Source organism: Catellatospora methionotrophica (assembly GCF_011297335.1).
Taxonomy (GTDB): Bacteria; Actinomycetota; Actinomycetes; order Mycobacteriales; family Micromonosporaceae; genus Catellatospora; species Catellatospora methionotrophica.
The window spans coordinates 459,967-478,096 of sequence record NZ_JAAOTJ010000001.1 but is presented as its reverse complement, the minus strand read 5'-3'; the positions used below and the strand labels follow the sequence as shown (position 1 = coordinate 478,096).

The 18,130-nt window shown below is 72.0% G+C and carries 18 protein-coding genes; 16 read left to right on the top strand and 2 right to left on the bottom strand.

The genetic code is table 11. From position 1 onward, the window contains the following. The first annotated feature begins 91 nt into the window (after window positions 1-91). A complete protein-coding gene (locus HAV40_RS02180) occupies window positions 92-904 on the top strand; it encodes a hypothetical protein (RefSeq protein ID WP_166378439.1) in 813 nt (270 codons plus the stop codon). A 19-nt stretch (window positions 905-923) separates the two neighbouring features. Here HAV40_RS02180 and HAV40_RS02175 read toward each other — a convergent pair whose 3' ends face one another. Continuing rightward, window positions 924-2,003 carry a LacI family DNA-binding transcriptional regulator gene (locus tag HAV40_RS02175; protein ID WP_166378437.1) on the bottom strand — a complete coding sequence of 360 codons (1,080 nt, stop codon included), beginning with the start codon at window positions 2,001-2,003 and terminating at the stop codon, window positions 924-926. Window positions 2,004-2,229: 226 nt separating this feature from the next. Here HAV40_RS02175 and HAV40_RS02170 point away from each other — a divergent pair, with 226 nt between their 5' ends. From HAV40_RS02170 to HAV40_RS02125, 10 genes are all read left to right on the top strand, one after another. Beyond that, window positions 2,230-3,762 (top strand): sugar ABC transporter ATP-binding protein, encoded by a 1,533-nt coding sequence (locus HAV40_RS02170; RefSeq protein WP_166378435.1) that lies wholly within the window; start codon window positions 2,230-2,232, stop codon window positions 3,760-3,762. Next, window positions 3,759-4,715 carry an ABC transporter permease gene (locus HAV40_RS02165; protein WP_166378433.1) on the top strand — a complete coding sequence of 319 codons (957 nt, stop codon included), beginning with the start codon at window positions 3,759-3,761 and terminating at the stop codon, window positions 4,713-4,715. The genes HAV40_RS02170 and HAV40_RS02165 overlap by 4 nt, the downstream gene beginning before the upstream one ends. Further along, complete coding sequence (locus HAV40_RS02160; protein ID WP_166378431.1) at window positions 4,712-5,782, top strand: ABC transporter permease; 1,071 nt, start codon at window positions 4,712-4,714, stop codon at window positions 5,780-5,782. Before HAV40_RS02165 ends, HAV40_RS02160 begins: the two co-directional genes overlap by 4 nt. A gap of 89 nt (window positions 5,783-5,871) precedes the next feature. Continuing rightward, entirely contained in the window at window positions 5,872-6,846 is a 975-nt protein-coding gene (locus HAV40_RS02155; protein WP_166378429.1) for a substrate-binding domain-containing protein, read from the top strand. Window positions 6,847-6,900: 54 nt separating this feature from the next. Continuing rightward, the gene (gene rhaI / locus HAV40_RS02150) at window positions 6,901-8,067 is read left to right on the top strand and encodes an L-rhamnose isomerase (protein WP_166378427.1); all 1,167 of its coding nucleotides are present in this window, start codon (window positions 6,901-6,903) and stop codon (window positions 8,065-8,067) included. After that, complete coding sequence (locus HAV40_RS02145) at window positions 8,064-10,103, top strand: bifunctional aldolase/short-chain dehydrogenase (protein ID WP_166378425.1); 2,040 nt, start codon at window positions 8,064-8,066, stop codon at window positions 10,101-10,103. The genes rhaI and HAV40_RS02145 overlap by 4 nt, the downstream gene beginning before the upstream one ends. Window positions 10,104-10,119: 16 nt before the next feature. After that, window positions 10,120-11,598: a rhamnulokinase gene (locus HAV40_RS02140; RefSeq protein WP_203671326.1), complete on the top strand. Its 1,479-nt coding sequence runs from the start codon at window positions 10,120-10,122 to the stop codon at window positions 11,596-11,598. 261 nt (window positions 11,599-11,859) lie between these two features. After that, complete coding sequence (locus HAV40_RS02135; protein WP_166378423.1) at window positions 11,860-12,123, top strand: GlsB/YeaQ/YmgE family stress response membrane protein; 264 nt, start codon at window positions 11,860-11,862, stop codon at window positions 12,121-12,123. 112 nt (window positions 12,124-12,235) lie between these two features. Next, the gene (locus HAV40_RS02130; RefSeq protein ID WP_166378421.1) at window positions 12,236-12,589 is read left to right on the top strand and encodes a UBP-type zinc finger domain-containing protein; all 354 of its coding nucleotides are present in this window, start codon (window positions 12,236-12,238) and stop codon (window positions 12,587-12,589) included. Between the two features lie 93 nt (window positions 12,590-12,682). Further along, window positions 12,683-13,093 (top strand): tautomerase family protein, encoded by a 411-nt coding sequence (locus HAV40_RS02125; protein ID WP_205694001.1) that lies wholly within the window; start codon window positions 12,683-12,685, stop codon window positions 13,091-13,093. On the opposite strand, the gene HAV40_RS02120 is transcribed toward HAV40_RS02125, so the two are convergent. Continuing rightward, entirely contained in the window at window positions 13,087-14,043 is a 957-nt protein-coding gene (locus HAV40_RS02120) for an LLM class flavin-dependent oxidoreductase (RefSeq protein ID WP_275413482.1), read from the bottom strand. The two genes, HAV40_RS02125 and HAV40_RS02120, sit on opposite strands and share 7 nt — an antisense overlap. Window positions 14,044-14,104: 61 nt before the next feature. On the opposite strand from HAV40_RS02120, the gene HAV40_RS02115 reads away from it, so the two are divergent. The 5 genes from HAV40_RS02115 to HAV40_RS02095 all read left to right on the top strand — a co-directional run bounded on the left by HAV40_RS02115 (window position 14,105) and on the right by HAV40_RS02095 (window position 18,108). After that, on the top strand, window positions 14,105-15,028 hold the full coding sequence (locus tag HAV40_RS02115) for an RNA polymerase sigma-70 factor (RefSeq protein ID WP_166378417.1): 924 nt from the start codon (window positions 14,105-14,107) through the stop codon (window positions 15,026-15,028). A 108-nt stretch (window positions 15,029-15,136) separates the two neighbouring features. Further along, the gene (locus HAV40_RS02110; RefSeq protein WP_166378415.1) at window positions 15,137-15,895 is read left to right on the top strand and encodes an SDR family oxidoreductase; all 759 of its coding nucleotides are present in this window, start codon (window positions 15,137-15,139) and stop codon (window positions 15,893-15,895) included. A gap of 49 nt (window positions 15,896-15,944) precedes the next feature. Further along, window positions 15,945-16,181, top strand: a complete 237-nt coding sequence (locus HAV40_RS02105) for a hypothetical protein (protein ID WP_166378413.1) — start codon at window positions 15,945-15,947, stop codon at window positions 16,179-16,181. A gap of 59 nt (window positions 16,182-16,240) precedes the next feature. Then, complete coding sequence (locus tag HAV40_RS02100; protein ID WP_239086295.1) at window positions 16,241-17,632, top strand: peroxidase family protein; 1,392 nt, start codon at window positions 16,241-16,243, stop codon at window positions 17,630-17,632. A gap of 62 nt (window positions 17,633-17,694) precedes the next feature. Further along, a complete protein-coding gene (locus HAV40_RS02095) occupies window positions 17,695-18,108 on the top strand; it encodes a cupin domain-containing protein (protein WP_166378409.1) in 414 nt (137 codons plus the stop codon). Window positions 18,109-18,130 lie beyond the last annotated feature (22 nt).

Below are 18,130 nucleotides of genomic sequence, written 5' to 3'. Positions count from 1 at the left end.
TAGCCGATCGAGACATGGTTGATCGTCTACCTGACAGCTCGGAGACGGGGTTGAGGCTACCGTCGCGGTGATCACTTCCCGTGGAGGAACCGTGTCCCCTCGCCGTCGCGCCATCCTTTCTACCGCCACCGCCCTGGTCCTGGTGCTGTCCGCGCCAGGCCTGGCAGCGGCTTCCGTCTACCTGTCGAACGACTCGGTCACCCTGTCGACCACGCCGCAGTCCTACAACTACAGCACCACCAACACCTCCTGGTCGGTGATGGCGCTGCAGTCGCCGCCCGGCGCCGACTTCGACCTCGCGCTGTCCGGCAACGGCGTCGCGCTGGGCACCAGCACGCAGGGCGCGGGCCGCACCGACTTCATCGCGGTCAACTCCAACGGCGGTTTCCAGCCCCTCGGCCGCTACCTGGCGACCGTCACCGCCTACAGCGGGTCGGGAACCTACGCGGTGCAGCGCCAGACCGGGACCAGCACGATCGTGCTCCCGGCGATCACTCACCCCGGCAGCACCGGTGCCTCCGATCCGGACCTGGCGTTCGCGGTGCTCGCCGACGACGACATCGTCTCCGTCGCCGACATGTGGCTCACCGCCGGGCAGGCCTTCTGGGCCACCACGCCCACCGCCGCACAGCACCTCTACCTGGTCAAGAGCGCGGTAGGCGCGCCGTCGACCTACGCGCGCAACCGGAACGCGGCGGCGTCCGGCCAGTCGGTGGCCGTCGTCGACGGGTGTACGAAGTACACGCCCACGGTCACCGGATGGCACGCCCTGGTGTTCGTCGGCGACCGGGAGCCCGAGCTGCCGCAGGTGCCCGCCGACGGCATCGCCCACGCGCTGAAGCTCGTCGACCCGGCGACCCCGAACACGTGCCCGGTGAAGAACTTCCCCGCCGCCACCCCGTGACGCGACCGCTGCCCGCGGCTCAGGCAGGGTCGTGGGCGGCGGTGTCCCGGGCGTCGGCGGCTGCGGATCGTGGCGCCCGGGCGGCTCGGCGGGTGGTGCGGCTGCTCGACTCGCGGACGACCAGTTCGGGCCGGAAGACCACGTGCCGGTGCTGGTGGCGGTGCGGGTCGTTGGCCTCCTCCAGCAGCAGCTGAGCGGCGGCCCGGCCGAGCTGTTCGCGGGGCTGGCGCACCGAGGACAGCGGCACGGCCGCCGCGGCGGCGAAGTCGATGTCGTCGTAGCCGACGATCGCGACGTCCTGCGGCACCCGTACGCCCCGCATGGTCATCTCCTGCAGCACGCCGAGCGCGAGCAGGTCGTTGGCGCAGAACACGCCGGTGGGCCGCGCGTCGGGGGACAGGTCGGCGATGCGCTCCCCGGCGCGGCGGCCCGCCGCGACCGTCAGGTTGGAGGTCGGCAGGACCTGCAACTGCTGCTTGCCGGTCAGCGCGGCGACCAGCCCGGTGTGCCGGTCGGTCACCTGCGGCAGGGAGAACGGGCCGCCGACGAACGCGATGCGCTGGTGGCCCTGCTGGGCCAGGTGCTCCCCGGCAAGGCGGCCGCCGAGCACGTCGTCGACCGCGACCGAGCAGCGGTTGTGCTGCCCGGAGCCCCGGTCGACCAGCACGACCGGGATGCCGCGCTCGATGAGCTGCTCCAGGCGGGTGTCGACGGCGTCGCTGACCGGGGTGATGAGCACGCCCAGCACCCGCTGCTCCTCCAGCACGTCGAGGTGGCGGCGCTCGCGGGCGGCGTCCTCGCCGCTGTTGAAGATCATGATGTTGACGCCGCCGTCCTCGCCGGCCGTCTCCGCGCCGCGCAGCACGTCGGTGAAGAACGGGTTGGCCAGGTCGAGGGCGACCACGGCGATGGTGCGGCTGCGCCCGGCCCGCAGCTGGCGGGCCGAGTCGTTGCGGACGTAGCCGAGTTCGGCGATCGCCTCCAGCACGCGCTGGCGGGTCGAGGGCGCCACCATGTCGGGGTGGTTGAGCACGTTGCTCACGGTCCCGATGGAGACCCCGGCCCGCTGGGCGACCTCCTTGATGTTGCTGGTAGCCATGGCCCCTCATGCGGTAGGCGGGTGGTCGGCGGATTCACCCTACGCGGCAAATGAAACGTGTCAACAGCCGTTCAACCCGCTGCCAGGTGCTGCACGGGCTGTCTGTGCAGGTCAATCGGGACTTCGACACCGATGATTGACAGGATGGCAACGGGATCGTAGCGTACGAGCCCATCGAGCTCGAAACGATTCAATCATCACTGAGCACTGTGGATCGGAGGTGCCCGTGCCCGCCGAAAGCCCCGTCCTGCTGCACGTCGACCGGCTGACCGTCGAGTTCCCCGGCGTACGCGCCCTGGACGGCGTGCACTTCGACGTGCGGGCCGGTGAGGTGCACGCGCTGGTGGGGGAGAACGGCGCGGGCAAGTCCACCCTGCTCAAGGTGCTCGGCGGGCTGCACCGTCCCGCTGCGGGCGAGATCCGGCTGGGGGAGCGGCGCTACCGGCCGCGCCGTCCCGCCGACGCCCTGCACGCGGGCATCGCCGTGATCTACCAGGAGTTCAACCTCTACCCCGACCTGACCGTCGCGGAGAACGTCTTCTCCGGACGCGAGCCCTACCACCGCCTCACGCGCGGCATCGACTACGCCGAGCTGAACCGCCGCACCGCGCAGCTGTTCGGCACGCTCGGCGTACACCTGGACCCGGCCCGGACCGTCGGCAGCCTGACCGTCTCCGAGCAGCAGCTCGTCGAGATCGCCAAGGCGCTGTCGGTCGACGGGCGCATCATCGTGATGGACGAGCCGACCGCGGCCCTGTCCGCCGACGAGGTCACCCGCCTGCTCGACGTCGTACGGCGGCTGCGGGCCGAGGGGCGCGGCGTCGTCTACGTCAGCCACCGCCTCGACGAGGTGTTCGCCGTCGCCGACCGGGTGACCGTGCTGCGCGACGGCCGCCACGTGCACACCGGCGACCTCGCCGAGACCAGTCAGGAGGATCTGGTGCGGCTGATGGTCGGCCGCGACGTGTCCGCCGCGACCCGCCGCACCGGCGCGGTACGCGACGACGTCGTCCTCGACCTGGACCAGGTCAGCGCGGGCCGGCAGCTGCGCGAGGTGTCGCTGCGGGTGCGCGCGGGCGAGATCGTCGGCATCGGCGGCGTCGCCGGGGCCGGTCAGCCCGAACTGTCCCAGGTCGTCTTCGGGGCGCTCGGCGTCGACACGGGCGCCATGACCCTCGACGGCAGAACCTACCGGCCGTCCACGCCCGCCGACGCGATGGCCGCCGGGGTCGGCTTCCTGCACGAGGACCGCAAGTCGTCCGGCATCCTGCCCGACCTGTCGGTGCGCGACAACCTCACCGTCTCCGTGCTGCACCGGGTCCGCGCCGCGCTCACCCGGCTGCTGTCCCCGGCGGCGCAGACGGCCGTGTTCGCCGAGCACCGGCAGCGGCTCGCGATCCGCGCCACCGGGCCCGGCCAGCTCATCGGCCAGCTGTCCGGCGGCAACCAGCAGAAGGTCCTGTTCGGGCGCGCGCTCGCGCCCGGCGGGCGGCTGCTCGTGCTCAACGAACCCACCCGCGGCGTCGACATCGGGGCCAAGATGGAGATCCACCAGCTCATCGACGAGGTCACCGCGGCCGGTACGGCCGTGCTCATGATCTCCAGCGACCTGCCCGAACTGCTCGGCGTCAGCGACCGCGTGTACGTGCTGGCCGCCGGCCGGATCGTCGGGCACCTCACCGGCGACGACCGCACCGAGGAGAACGTCATCGCCTGCGCCACCACGGGACGGCGCGTCTTCTCGGAGGTGGCCGCGTGACCGGCCTGCTGCGCCGCGCCCCGCTCGCGCTGCCCCTGCTCGGGGTCGCGGTGGCGCTCGCGCTGACCACCGACAGCTTCCTGACCGGCGGCAACCTGGAGAACGTGCTGGTCGCCGCCGCGATCGTGGCGATCCCCGGCCTGGCGATGACGCTGTGCCTGGCGATGGGCGAGTTCGACCTGTCCATCGGCTCGACCGTCTCCCTGGCCGGAGTCGTCTGCTGCTCGGCCATCATCGACGGGGTGCCCGCCCCGCTGGCGATGCTGCTCGCGCTGGCGGCCGGGGCGCTGGTCGGCCTGGCCAACGGCCTCGTCGTGACCAAGCTCGGCGTCACGCCGTTCATCGCGACGCTGGCCACGCTCGTGATCGTGCGCGGGCTGTCGCTGGCCTACACCGACGGGCACGACCAGATCGTCAGCTCGGCCACGCTGAAATACCTCGTCGGCGGACGGCCGCTGGGCGTGCCCATGCCCATCCTGCTCGCGGTCGTGGCAGGTGCGCTGGCCTGGTGGACGGTCAACCGGACCCGCTTCGGGCGCTGGGTCTGCGCCGTCGGCTCGCACCGCGAGGCCGCCCGGGTCTCCGGCCTGCCCGTCGACCGGATCAGGATCGCCGTGTACGTCCTGGTCGGCATGTCCGGCGGGCTGTGGGGACTGCTGATCTCCAGCCAGCTGCAGAAGGGCAACGGGCAGCTGGGGCTCGGCTTCGAACTCGACGCGATCACCGTGGTCGTGCTCGGCGGCACCGCGCTGCTCGGCGGCCGCGCCTCGGTGCTGGGCACCGTGCTCGGCGCGGTGCTCATCGAGACCATCCGCAACGGCCTCAACCTGCTCAACACCCCGCCCGCCTACCAGCGCATCAGCGTGGGCCTGCTGCTGGTCACCGCGCTGGCGCTGCTGGCCCTGCGGCGCACCCCCGCCCCCGCGCCCGCCGTCCGGGAGGTCACCGCATGACCACCACCGACACCCGCACCGCCGCACCGGAACCGGTCCTCGCCGACCGGGCCGAGCGCCCGTCGCTGGGACGGCTCTGGGACACCTGGGGCATCACCGCGATCCTGCTGCTCCTGCTCGCGCTCACGCCGCTGGTCGCGCCCGGCTTCCTGCAACTGGAGAACCTCCAGTCGGTGCTGCGCGAGAGCGCGTACCTGGGGATCGTCGCGGCGGGCATGACGTTCGCCATCGCCGCCGGGGCGTTCGACCTGTCGGTCGGCGGGCAGCTCGCGCTGGTCAGCGTCGTGACCCTGCTGGCGTACGGCGCGGGCGGCACCCCGGCCGCGGTCGGCGCGGCGATCGCCACCGGGCTGGCCTGCGGGCTGGTCAACGCGGGGCTGATCACGAAACTGCGGGTGCCGCCGTTCGTGGCGACACTGGGCACCCTGTTCGTGTTCCGGGGCGTGGCCTACATCCTGACCCAGGACGGGCCGCAGACCCTGCCGTACGACCAGATCGGCTCGCCGTTCGTGAAGATCGGCGGGCTGAACGTCGCCGGGGTGCCGCTGCCATTCGTGATCATGCTCGTGGTGTACGCCGCCGCCTGGGTCCTGCTGCGGCGCACCGCCACCGGCCGCCGCGTGCTGGCCTACGGCTCGTCGCCGGCGGCCGCCCGGTTCTGCGGCATCTCCGCCGGGCGTATCCAGCTGTTCGTCTTCGCGCTGGTGGGGCTCAGCGTCGGCATCGCCGCGCTGACCTACATCACGCGGGTGTGGACCGCCGACGGCTCGGCCCAGGACGGGTTCGAGCTCAAGGTGATCGCCGCCGTGGTGCTCGGCGGCACCAGCCTCAAGGGCGGCAAGGCCACGCTGATCGGCACGTTCTCCGCCGTGCTGCTGGTCAGCGTGCTCAACGACGTGCTCGTCGGGCAGGGCGTGCCCTCGGCATACCAGCGCATCGTGCTCGGCTGCGTGCTGATCGTCGCCCTGACCGTCGACGGGCTGCGGACCCGCTTCGCCGTGCCCGGCTCACTGCGGCGTGCCGTGGCGGGCCTGGCCGGAAGATCAACCGATCCCGACAGCGCCTGACCCCCGGGTATGCCGTCGGGCCAGGCGCTCGACCGAATTTGAAACGAATCAACCGTCCCTAAGTCCCGACACTGGAAGGAACATCGCCGATGTTCAAGAAGGGTCTCCTCCCGCTCGCCCTGGCCGGTGCGCTGGTCCTGACCGGCTGCACCGACTCCAACGCGACCGACCCGAACGCCCCGAAGGACGACAAGGTCGTCGTCGGCTTCTCCGTGTACGACATGCAGTACGAGTTCTTCCAGAAGATGGAGAAGGGCACCCGCGAGGCCGTCACGGCCAAGGGCTGGGAGTTCAAGCTCCACGACGAGAAGAGCGACGAGAACGAGATGGTCACCGGCGCGCAGGCGCTCATCGACTCCGGCGTCGACGTGCTCATCATCAGCCCGTTCAAGCCCAGCGCGCTCGGCCCGATCATCGCCAAGGCCAAGGCCAAGGGCGTGCCGGTGATCGTCGACGACATCGGCGGCGGCGGCGCTCCCTACGACGCGATCGTCATCTCCGACAACAGCGGCGGCGGCAAGCTCGCCGCCGAGTACATGGCCAAGCAGATCGCCGCCAACGGCAAGACCGGCAAGAACGTCGCCTCGATCACCTGCGAGCCGTCCGCGGTCTACGCCGCCCGGCGCAACGCGGGCTTCAAGGAGGCGATCGAGAAGGCCGGGTTCAAGGTCGTTGCCGAGCTGTCGGGCAACTCCAAGGCGGAGGAGGGGTACAAGGTCATGAAGGACATCCTGGCCAAGAACCCCGACGTCGCGGGCGTGTTCGCCTGCAACGACCCGATGGGCGTGGCCGCCGCCAACGCGATCAAGGACGCGGGCAAGAGCCCGGTCAAGGACATCGTGGCCGTCGGCTTCAACGCCGACCCCGAGGCGCTGACCGCGATCAAGGCCGACGGCCTCGCCGCGACCGTCGCCCAGGACCCGACCGCGATGGGCGCGCTGACGGTCAAGCTCGCCGAGCAGGCCCTGAACAAGACCGCGATCACCTTCGACAACGCGGCCGAGCGCGAGGTCTACAACCCCGTGCAGCTGATCTCCAAGGACAACGTCGACACCGTCAAGTGATCCGGGGGCGGGTGGCGGTCCGCCGCCACCCGCCCACCCAGCCAGGAGAGTCACATGAACGACCACGCCGCCGTCAAAGCCGCCCTGCGCGCCATGCGCATCGAGACGCCATCGTGGGCGTACGGGAACTCGGGCACGAGGTTCAAGGTGTACGCGCAGGCCGGGGTGCCCCGCGACGCGTACGAGAAGGTCGCCGACGCGGCGACGGTGCACCGCCTGACCGGCGCTGCGCCCAGCGTGGCCCTGCACATCCCCTGGGACCGCGTCGACGACTACGCCGACCTGGCCCGCCACGCCGCCGAGCACGGCATCCGCCTCGGCGCGATCAACCCCAACGTGTTCCAGGAGGACGACTACAAGCTCGGCAGCGTCTGCCACCCCGACCCGGGCGTACGCCGCAAAGCCATCGACCACCTGCTCGAATGCGTCGACATCATGGACGCCACCGGCTCGAAGGTGCTGTCGCTGTGGTTCGCCGACGGCACCAACTACGCCGGGCAGGACTCCGTCGCCGCCCGCCAGGACCGCCTCGCCGACGCGCTGCGCGAGGTCTACGACCGGCTCGGCCCCGACCAGCGCATGCTCGTCGAGTACAAGCTGTTCGAGCCGCACTTCTACAGCATGGACGTGCCCGACTGGGGCACCTCGTACGCGCACTGCGTCGCGCTGGGCGACAAGGCGCAGGTGCTCGTCGACACCGGACACCACGCACCCGGCACCAACATCGAGTTCCTGGTGACCGTGCTGCACCGGTTCGGCAAGCTCGGCGGCTTCCACTTCAACAGCCGCAACTACGCCGACGACGACCTGATGGTCGGCGCGGCCGACCCGTTCCAGCTGTTCCGCATCGCCCACGAACTCGTGCGCGCCGACGCGATCCGGCCCGACTCCGGGGTGGAGTACATGCTCGACCAGTGCCACAACCTGGAGGCCAAGGTCCCGGCGCTGATCCGCTCGGTGCTCAACGTCCAGGAGGCCGTCGCCAAGGCGCTGCTCGTCGACGCCGCCGCGCTGTCCGCCGCCCAGTTGGCCGGTGACGTGCTCGGCGCGCACGGGGTGCTGATGGACGCGTTCAGCACCGACGTACGCCCGCTGCTCGCCGAGCTGCGTACCGAGCTGGGCATCGATCCCGACCCGATCGCCGCCTACCACGCCAGCGGATACCAGCAGCAGATCGAGGCCGCGCGGATCGGCGGGCGGCAGGCCGGGTGGGGCGCGTGACCACCGCGGACCTGCCCGCGCAGCTCGTCGCCCGCTCGCGGCGGCTGGGCGGCGACCGGCGCAACACCAACTTCGGCGGCGGCAACACCTCCGCCAAGGGCACCGCCGCCGACCCGGTGACCGGCGGCGACGTCGAGCTGCTGTGGGTCAAGGGCTCCGGCGGCGACCTCGGCACGCTGACCACGGCCGGGCTCGCGGTGCTGCGGCTGGACCGGCTGCGCGAGCTGGCCGGGACCTATCCGGGCGCGGACCGCGAGGACGAGATGGTCGCGGCGTTCGACTACTGCCTGCACGGGCGCGGCGGCGCGGCCCCGTCCATCGACACCGCCATGCACGGCCTGGTCGACGCCGCGCACGTCGACCACCTGCACCCCGACTCCGGTATCGCGCTGGCCACCGCCGCCGACGGCCCCGAGCTGACCAATAGCTGCTTCGGCGACCGCGTGGTCTGGGTGCCCTGGCGGCGGCCCGGTTTCCAGCTCGGCCTGGACATCGCCGAGGTGCGCCGCGCTCACCCCGCCGCGATCGGCGTGATCCTCGGCGGGCACGGCGTCACCGCCTGGGGCGACACCAGCGAGCAGTGCGAAGCCAACAGCCTGGAGATCATCCAGGTGGCGCAGCGTTTCCTCGACGAGCACGGCCGGGCCGAGCCGTTCGGGCCGGAGCTGGACGGATACACCCCGCTGCCCGAGGCCGACCGGCACGAGCGGGCCGCCGCGCTGTTCCCGATCCTGCGCGGGCTCGCCTCCACCGACAGCCCGCAGGTCGGCCACTACACCGACAGCGGGCCGGTGCTCGACTTCCTGGCCCGCGCCCGGCACCCGCACCTGGCCGCGCTGGGCACCTCCTGCCCGGACCACTTCCTGCGTACGAAGGTGCGCCCGCTGCTGCTCGACCTGCCGCCGACCGCCCCGCTCGACGAGACCGCCGCCCGGCTGCGCGAGCTGCACCAGGCCTACCGCGCCGACTACACCCGTTACTACCAGGAGCACGCCGAACCCGGCTCGCCGCCGATGCGCGGCGCGGACCCGGCCGTCGTGCTGGTGCCCGGCGTCGGCATGTTCACCTTCGGCGCGAGCAAGCCGGCCGCCCGGATCGCGGGCGAGTTCTACCTCAACGCGATCAACGTGATGCGCGGGGCCGAGGCGGTGTCCCGGTACGTGCCCATCGACGAGCGGGAGAAGTTCCGCATCGAATACTGGGCCCTGGAGGAGGCGAAACTCGCCCGGCTGCCCAAGCCCCGGCCGCTGGCCGCCCGGATCGCACTCGTCACCGGGGGCGGCTCGGGCATCGGCCGCGCCATCGCCCACCGCCTGGCCGCCGAGGGCGCGTGCGTCGTGGTCGCCGACCGCGACGGCGACGCCGCCGACCGGGTCGCCGCCGAGCTGGGCGACACCGACACCGCGATCGGCGTACGCGCCGACGTCACCGACGCCGCCGCGCTCGCCGACCTGGTCCGGGCCGCCTGCCTGGCGTTCGGCGGCGTCGACCTCGTCGTCAACAACGCCGGGCTGTCGATCTCCAAACCGCTGCTGGAGACCACCGAGGCCGACTGGGACCTGCAGCACTCCGTGATGGCCAAGGGCTCGTTCCTCGTCTCCCGCGAGACCGCCCGGGTGATGACCGCGCAGGGCATGGGCGGCGACATCGTCTACATCTCCAGCAAGAACAGCGTCTTCGCGGGCCCGAACAACGTCGCCTACAGCGCCGCCAAAGCCGCCCAGGCCCACCAGGTGCGGCTGCTCGCCGCCGAACTCGGCGAGCACGGCATCCGCGTCAACGGCGTCAACCCCGACGGCGTCGTCCGCGGCTCCGGCATCTTCGCCGGAGGCTGGGGTGCGAAACGAGCCGCCGTCTACGGCGTGCCCGAATCCGAACTCGGCGCCTACTATGCCCAGCGCACCCTGCTCAAACGCGAAGTGCTGCCGGAGCACGTCGCCAACGCGGTGTTCGTGCTCACCGCCGGGGAGCTGTCCCACACCACCGGCCTGCACATCCCGGTCGACGCCGGGGTCGCCGCCGCGTTCCTGCGCTGACCACGAAGGAAGGCACATGACCGAGATCGCCACCGTCGCGGCGGCCGACCTGGGCGCGTCCAGCGGCCGGGTGATGCTCGCCCGCGTCGGGCGCGACCTGCTCGACCTGTCCGAACTGCACCGGTTCGGCAACGAGCCGGTGCGCGTCGGCGGCACCCTGCACTGGGACGTGCTCGCCCTGTACCGGGGCGTCCTCGACGGGCTGCGCGCCGCCGGGCGCGCGGCCCCCGGCGGCCTCGACGGCATCGGCATCGACTCGTGGGCCGTCGACTACGGGCTGCTCGACGCCACCGGGGCGCTCATCGGCAACCCGGTCGGCTACCGCGACGAGCGCACCGAGGGCGTCATGGCCCGGGTGCACGCCCAGCTCGACCCGGCCCGCCTGTACGCCGTCACCGGCCTGCAGAACCTGCCGTTCAACACGATCTACCAGCTCGTCGCGGCACGCGGCACCCCGGCCGCCGCCGCGGCCCACCGGATGCTGCTCATGCCGGACCTGCTGGCGTACTGGCTCACCGGTGAACAGGGCGCGGAACTCACCAACGCGTCCACGACGGGGCTGCTCGACGCGACCACCGGCGACTGGTCGACCGAGCTGATCACCGCACTGGACCTCGACCGGGACCTGTTCGCGCCGGTACGGCAACCGGGGGAGCGGATCGGCACGCTGCGACCCGACGTGGCCGAGACGACCGGCCTGAAACCGTCGGTGCCTGTGCTCGCGGTCGGCTCGCACGACACCGCGTCGGCGGTCGTCGGCGTCCCCGCCGACGGCGACCGGTTCGCCTACATCTCCTGCGGCACATGGTCGCTGGTCGGCCTGGAGCTGCCCGCGCCCGTGCTAACCGAAGCGGGCCGACAGGCCGGGTTCACCAACGAGGCCGGTGTCGACGGCACGGTCCGCTACCTGCGCAACGTGATGGGCCTGTGGCTGGTCCAGGAGTCGCTGCGGGTCTGGTCGGCCCAGGGGCGGCCCGACGATCTGGCGGCGCTGCTGGACGAGGCGGCCCGGCAGCCCGCGTTCGTCAGCGTCGTCGATCCGGACGACCCGGTCTTCCTGCCGCCGGGCGACATGCCCGCCCGCATCGCCGACTTCTGCCGCCGCACCGGCCAGCCCGCACCCGCGTCCCCGGCCGCGCTGGTGCGCTGCATCGTGGAGAGCCTGGCCCTGGCCCACGCGCGTACGGTGCGCCGGGCCCGGGAACTCGCCGACCGCGACGTCGAGGCGGTGCATCTGGTGGGCGGCGGCGCGCGCAACGAGCTGCTGTGCCAGCTCACCGCCGACGCGTGCGGGCTGCCGGTCGTCGCCGGCCCGGTCGAGGCGACCGCGCTCGGCAACGCCCTCGTCCAGGCCCGTGCCATCGGTGCGATCGACGGTTCCCTGGCCGACCTGCGCGGCCTGCTACGCCGCCACACGCCGACCCGCCGATACCTGCCCAGCACCGATCCGGGTCCGGCCGCGTGGACCGGACTTCAGGCCCGGCTCTACAGATGATCACGGCCACCAGCAGGAAATGTCGGCGGTGGTTCAGGGGGCTCGGCCTAGTATCGACGGTGCCCGCCCAAGGCGCGTCTAACCGGTAAGGGCGCGTCCGCAGTCGGAGAGGGTGGCTGCCCGTTCGAGCCGGGCCGGGTCCGTTAGCGCGCCTCGTGCGGGGGTGTTCGGGGTGTGCTGGGATTCCGGCATAACATCGCGAAATGGTACGAGACACTTGGGTGTTCAGGTTGCCGCCTGCCGACGCGAAGGGTGCTCGACGTGCTTATTCTTGCGATTCTGGTGTGGGGTTTCCTGGTCGGCTGGCTGGCCTGGGTGATCGTCCGGGGCGGCGGGTTCCGCGAGGTGCGCTGGCCGCAGGCGGTGGCGGCCGGTCTGCTCGGATCGTTCGTCGGCGGGCTCGGGATCAGCCTGCTCAGTGGCGACGGCCTGGCGCTGCGGCCGTCCGGCCTGATCGGCTCGGTGATCGGGGCCATCGTCGTCCTGCTGATCTGGGGCGCGGTGCAGCGCCGGCGCGAGCGCTGAACCGGACGCCCTCCCCGGCCGGCTGCGCGCCTTCCGCCTGCATCGGGCCGGTGATCCTGTCATCCTGGAGGTGCGGCGGCCGCTCATGCCACCGTGTGGGGTAGGTCAGCGCATGAAGTACGACGAGTCGGTCATCGACCCGAGTGTGCCGCCGAGCGGCACCGGGTGCGTGGAGTGCGAGCAGACCAGCGGGTGGTGGCTGCACCTGCGGCGCTGCACCGCCTGCGGCCATATCGGATGCTGCGACAACTCCCCGGCCCAGCACGCGACCAAGCACGCCGCATCGTCCGGGCACGCGGTGATCTCCAGTTTCGAGCCGGGCGAGGACTGGTTCTGGGACTACCGCACCGAATCGTTCATGAACGGGCCGAAGCTCACCGCCCCCACCCACCACCCCGCCGACCAGCCCACGCCGGGGCCGCGCGGCCGGGTCCCGGCGAACTGGCAGTCCGAACTCAACCCGTGACCTGAGGCGGCCGTGTCCGCTCCCGGCGACCTGGCACGATGGCACTCGTCGTGACACCGCTTGCGTCGCTTACCTCAGGAGCCTTCCGTGCCCATGATCCAGCTGACGGCACCGGCGGGCGCGCTGACGCCCACCGGCCGTGACACCATCCAGAAGACCCTGGCCGCGGTGCTGCTGCGCTGGGAGGGCGCACCCGACAACGCGCTGTTCCGCAGCCTGGCCTGGACCTATCTGCACGAGCTGCCCGCCGGGGCGCAGACCACCGCCGAGGACGACGCGCCACGGTTCCGCGTGGAGATCACCGTCCCGGTGGGCGCTCTGTCCGAACGCCGCAAGTCCGGCCTGGTCGGCGAGATCACGACCGCCGTGCTGGACGCCGCCGGGCTGACCGAGGCCGACGCGCTGCGGGTGTGGGTGCTCATCCACGAGCAGCCCGACGGCACCTGGGGCGCGGGCGGGAAGATCGTGCGCTACGCCGACCTGGTCGCCCTCGCCGCTCAGTAGGGGTCGCGCAGCAGCGGCAGCAGTTGGTCGCCCTGACGGGTGATCTCGGCCAGGTACGGGGTGTCGGACAGGACGAAGTGGGTGACCCCGAGCTGCTGGTATCGGCGCAGCGAGGCGGCGACGTCCGCGGCGGAGCCGACCAGCCAGGTGGTGCCCGCTCCGCCGCCGCCGAACCGGCCCGGGGCGGTGTAGAGGTTGTCGTCCAGCACGTCGCCGCGGGCGGCCAGGTCGAGCAGCCGCCGCTGGCCGACGGCCGCCCGCCAGAGCGGGTCGAGGGCGACCGGGTCCTGCCCGTCGGCCATCTTCGCGACCTTGGCTTCGGCGTCGGCCCAGGCCTGCTCGGTGGTGTCCCGGACGAGGGTGGTGATGCGCAGCCCGAACTCCAGCGGGGCGTGTTCGCGTCCCAGCTTCCGTTCCAGGGCCCGTAGCCGCTCGATGCGTTCCCGGACCCCGTCGAGCGGTTCGCCCCAGAAGAGCTGGACGTCGGCGTCGGTGGCGGCGACCTGTTCGGCGGCCTCCGACGCACCGCCGAAGTAGAGCCGGGGGTGCCTGCGGTCGCCGCGCACGACCGTGCGGGGCACCACGGTGGCGTCGGTGACGCTGAAGTGCTCGCCGCGGTAGGTCACGTTCTCCTCGGTCCACAGCCTGCGGACGATGCGCAGGAACTCCCGGGTGCGGTCGTAGCGCTGTGCCTGGTCGCCGTCGCTGTCGCCGTACGCGGCGAGGTTGTCCTTGCCGGACACGACGTTGACCAGGACCCGGCCGCCGGTGAGGTGGTCCAGGGTCGCGGCGGCGGAGGCGAAGTGGGCCGGTCGCCAGTAGCCGGGCCGGGCCGCGATGAGCGGCTGGAACGTCGTGGTCTGCGTGGCCAGGGCGGTGGCGACGGTGAACGTGTCCGGCCGTCCCCAGCCGGTCCCGATCAGCGCGCCGCCCCAGCCGTGCTCCTCCAGCGCATTGTGGTGATATGGCCGTGTGGGCGAGCGGCACCTGATCTGTCGCTAGCATTGATATGTGCCGGTTCCGGAACATTCGTCGGCTGCGCTGGACGAGGCCGCGGAGACGTTCGCGAGCCTGCGACCGCGCCTGTTCGGGATCGCCTACCGCATGCTCGGCAGTGCGGCAGAGGCCGAGGACATCGTGCAGGAGGCCTGGCTGCGGTGGCAGGCCTACGACCGTGACTCGGTGCGGGATCCGGCGGCGTTCCTGGCCACGACGACGACGCGGTTGGCGATCAACGACCTGCGCTCGGCCCGTTCGCGACGCGAGACCTACCTCGGGCCGTGGCTGCCCGAACCCGTCGACACCGCGGCAGACCCGGCGCTGGGCGCGGAGACGGGCGAGGCGCTCGAAATGGCGATCCTGGTGCTGATGGAGAAGCTGTCACCGACCGAACGCGCGGCATACGTGCTGCGCGAGGCGTTTCATTACCCGTACGGGCAGATAGCGGACATCGTGCAGGCCAGCGAAGACAACGCCCGCCAGCTCGTCAGCCGGGCCCGAAAACGGGTCGCCGAGCAGCGCCGCGAGGCCGTACGCCCGGCGGAGCAGCGCCGCCTGCTCACCGCGTTCCTGGCCGCCGCCCGCGAAGGCGACCTGGTCCGGCTGGAGGAGCTGTTCGCGGCCGACGTGGTCAGCTACTCCGACAGCGGCGGCGCGGTGCGGGCAGCCCGGATCCCCGTCGCGGGCCGGACGACCGTGGCGAAATTCATCGCGGCGTTCGCCTCGACCTACTGGACCGGCGCCGAATTCAGCTGGGTCGAGGCGAACGGCGGGGCGTCGGTGCTGGCCTCACGCGACGGCACGGCGTTCGTGATGTTCACGATCAGCGCGTCGGGCGACGGCATCGAGCAGATCATGTGGGTGATGAACCCCGCCAAGCTCGCCGGTATCGCCGCGGCGGCCCCACCTCGCATGGGGACCGGTGACACCGCGTGACGGCTGCCACGTGCCCGACCGCGCCGGAGCTGTCACAGGTCGCGGGGCTGCCCGGTCTTAGCTGATGGAGGGCCGGCGACTGCCGCCCTCAGGGACAGGAGGTCTGTCATGAAGATCGTGGTGATCGGCGGAACCGGCCTGATCGGGTCGAAGCTCGTCGCCGGGCTCACCGAGCACGGCCACGAGGCGGTGGCGGCGTCACCGAACACGGGCGTCGACACCCTCACCGGTGAGGGTGTCGCCGACGCGCTGGCAGGCGCGAGCGTCGTGGTCGACGTGTCGAACTCGCCCTCCTTCGAGGACGCGGCGGTCATGGACTTCTTCAAGACGTCCACCCGCAACCTGCTCGCCGCCGAGGAGGCCGCCGGAGTCGGGCATCACGTCGCGCTGTCGGTGGTGGGCACCGAACGCCTGCAGGACAGCGGCTACTTCCGTGCCAAGAGCGCCCAGGAAAAGCTGATCAAGGACTCGGCGATCCCGTACTCGATCGTGCACGCGACCCAGTTCTTCGAGTTCGTCCGCAGCATGTCCGACGCGGCGACCGTCGGCGACACCGTCCACTTCGCGCCGGTGCTGTTCCAGCCCATGGTCAGCGACGAGGTCGCCGAAGCCGTCGGCCGTACGGCCGTGGGCACGCCGCTGCACGGGACCGTCGAGATAGCCGGGCCCGAGCAGTTCCGGATGGACGAGTTCTTCCGCGAGGCGCTGGCCGCGCGCGACGATCCGCGCGAGGTGGTCAGCGACCCGAAGGCCGCGTACTTCGGCGCCCTGCTGGAAGAGCGCACCCTGCTGCCCGATGGCGGCGCACTGCTGGGCGAGACGCGTTTCGGCGACTGGCCGGGCCGGACCGGCGCGCCCGCGAAGTGACATCCCGGGGCGCCCGGTTCAGCACCGGCATCCCGAGTATGGAGGAGACATGAACACCCCGACCGGCGACGGCACGTTCCTGCACGAGCTGCAGAACGAAGTCGAAGCCGAACTGACCATGGCCGAGAACGCGCCGACGGAAGAGGAGGCCGCCGCCACACCGATGGACGAGTGGATGATCGATCCGGCGTACGCCCAGAGCGAAGAGGTCGGGCTGCGCAACCTGCTCCGCGCGGTGCAGGCCGTCGAGGACGACGCCGGGCCGGGCGAACGGGGGCGGTCATGACCGCCGGGCATCTGGCCAACCTGCCCGGAGCGTGTCCCGTATCGGCATACGCTCGGCAGGTGAGCAGCGCTCAAGCACACCCGCACGGCAGCCGGGTGGCCGCCCGCGACCACTGTCTCAGCCTCGCCCGCGCCGTGGACCGGCCCACCGGGGCGGCCCGCTACGGGCGCATGTTCCCCGGCCTCGCCCCGCTCGGCACCGACCCGCAACTGCTGATGCGCGCGGGCGTCGACGGCGGGATCTGCGACGCCGCCGTGGCCCTGGACAGCCTCGACCCCAGCCGCGACGACGCCACCGAGGCCGCCGGATGGCCGTTCTTCGGCCAGCTCATCGCCCATGACATCACCGCCGACCGGTCACCGATCATGGGCGGCGTCGACCCGGAGGCGCTGCGCAACGCCCGCGCCCCGAAACTGAACCTGGAGATGCTGTACTCCGACGGCCCGATCGGCTCGCCCTACCTGTACGACATCGCCGACCCGGCGAAGTTCCTGCTCGGCCCGGACGGCGGCGACGTGCAGCGCAACGTCCAAGGGGTCGCCCTGATCGGCGACCCCCGCAACGACTCGCACCTGTTCGCGCTGACCCTGCACATCGCGCTGCTGCGCGCGCACAACCGCATCGTCGACCGGCTGCGCGAGGCGGGCGTGCCCGACCGCGACATCTTCGACAAGGCACGCATCACCCTCACCTGGCACTACCAGTGGATCGTCGTGCACGACTTCCTGCCCCGCCTGGTCGGGACGGAGCTGGTCGAACAGGTGCTCGCCGAGGGCGGCCGGTGGTTCGCGCCGCCGGCGGGACAGGCGTACATCCCGCTGGAGTTCGCCGACGCCGCCTTCCGCTACGGCCACGGCCAGATCCGGCACACCTACCAGCTCGCCGACGGCGGCTCCACGGTGCCGCTCTTCCCGGACCTGGTCGGTTTCGGCCCCGTGGCCGCCGATCGTCGCCTCGACCTCGCACAGGTCTTCGACCTGCCCGGCCACCCGCCCGCGCAACGGGCCAAACGCCTCGACGGGCGGCTGGCCGCCAGCCTCATCGGCCTGCCCGAGCAGGTCACCGGCGCGGTCGACACCGAGGCGTACCGCTCGCTGGCCGTCCGCGACCTGCTGCGCGGCGACACCACGGCCCTGCCCAGCGGCGAGGCGGTCGCGCGGCTGCTCGGTTCCGAGCCGCTGAGCGCCGGAGAACTGGCGCAGGACTGGCCGCAGGGCACGCCGCTGTGGTTCTACATCCTCAAGGAGGCCGAGCACCGTGGCGACGGCGACCGGCTCGGCCCGGTCGGCGGCCGTATCGTCGCCGAGGTCCTCATCGGCCTGATGCGTGCCGACACGGTGAGCTACCTGAGCCTGGAACCGGACTGGCAGCCGAACCTGCCCGCGGCCGGGCCGAGCTTCGGCATGGCCGACCTGCTCACCCTCGGCTTCGACGGCGTCCCCACGGCGTGACCGCGTCCCGGCAGGGCGAGCGCGCTTCAGAGATCCACCACGATCCGATGCGGAGGCATCCCATGGCAGACAATGTTCCGCAGGAGCTGAACTCGACGGCGTTCACCATGCTCCAGGAGGTGGTGCCACCGTTCATCCCGGCCGGCGCGCACGCGATGACCATCGTCGTCGAATACCCGCCCGGCAGCCCCGGAACACCGCCGCACCGGCACTCCGGCCCGGCCTTCGGTTACGTGCTCGAAGGCGAGATGGTGTTCGAACTGGAAGGCGAGCCCGAGCGCGTCGTACGCGCGGGCGAGGTGTTCTGGGAACCGGGCGGCGACGTCATCCACTACCAGGACGGCAACAACCGCGACGACACGCCGGTGCGGTTCACCGTCACCATGCTGTGCGCACCGGACCAGCCGATGCTCGTCCTGGTGGACGAGGAGGAACTGGCCCGGCGCAGGGACCGGCGCGCCCCCAGGCCGTCGTGAGCCGAGGGCGGGAGCCCGCACC

Excerpts from the sequence above, each read along its gene's own strand:
- HAV40_RS02175 (WP_166378437.1), bottom strand. The coding sequence starts at position 2,003 with ATGGCTACCAGCAACATCAAGGAGGTCGCCCAGCGGGCCGGGGTCTCC.
- HAV40_RS02160 (WP_166378431.1), top strand. The coding sequence starts at position 4,712 with ATGACCACCACCGACACCCGCACCGCCGCACCGGAACCGGTCCTCGCC.
- HAV40_RS02155 (WP_166378429.1), top strand. The coding sequence starts at position 5,872 with ATGTTCAAGAAGGGTCTCCTCCCGCTCGCCCTGGCCGGTGCGCTGGTC.
- rhaI (WP_166378427.1), top strand. The coding sequence starts at position 6,901 with ATGAACGACCACGCCGCCGTCAAAGCCGCCCTGCGCGCCATGCGCATC.
- HAV40_RS02140 (WP_203671326.1), top strand. The coding sequence starts at position 10,120 with ATGACCGAGATCGCCACCGTCGCGGCGGCCGACCTGGGCGCGTCCAGC.
- HAV40_RS02130 (WP_166378421.1), top strand. The coding sequence starts at position 12,236 with ATGAAGTACGACGAGTCGGTCATCGACCCGAGTGTGCCGCCGAGCGGC.
- HAV40_RS02125 (WP_205694001.1), top strand. The coding sequence starts at position 12,683 with ATGATCCAGCTGACGGCACCGGCGGGCGCGCTGACGCCCACCGGCCGT.
- HAV40_RS02110 (WP_166378415.1), top strand. The coding sequence starts at position 15,137 with ATGAAGATCGTGGTGATCGGCGGAACCGGCCTGATCGGGTCGAAGCTC.
- HAV40_RS02105 (WP_166378413.1), top strand. The coding sequence starts at position 15,945 with ATGAACACCCCGACCGGCGACGGCACGTTCCTGCACGAGCTGCAGAAC.
- HAV40_RS02095 (WP_166378409.1), top strand. The coding sequence starts at position 17,695 with ATGGCAGACAATGTTCCGCAGGAGCTGAACTCGACGGCGTTCACCATG.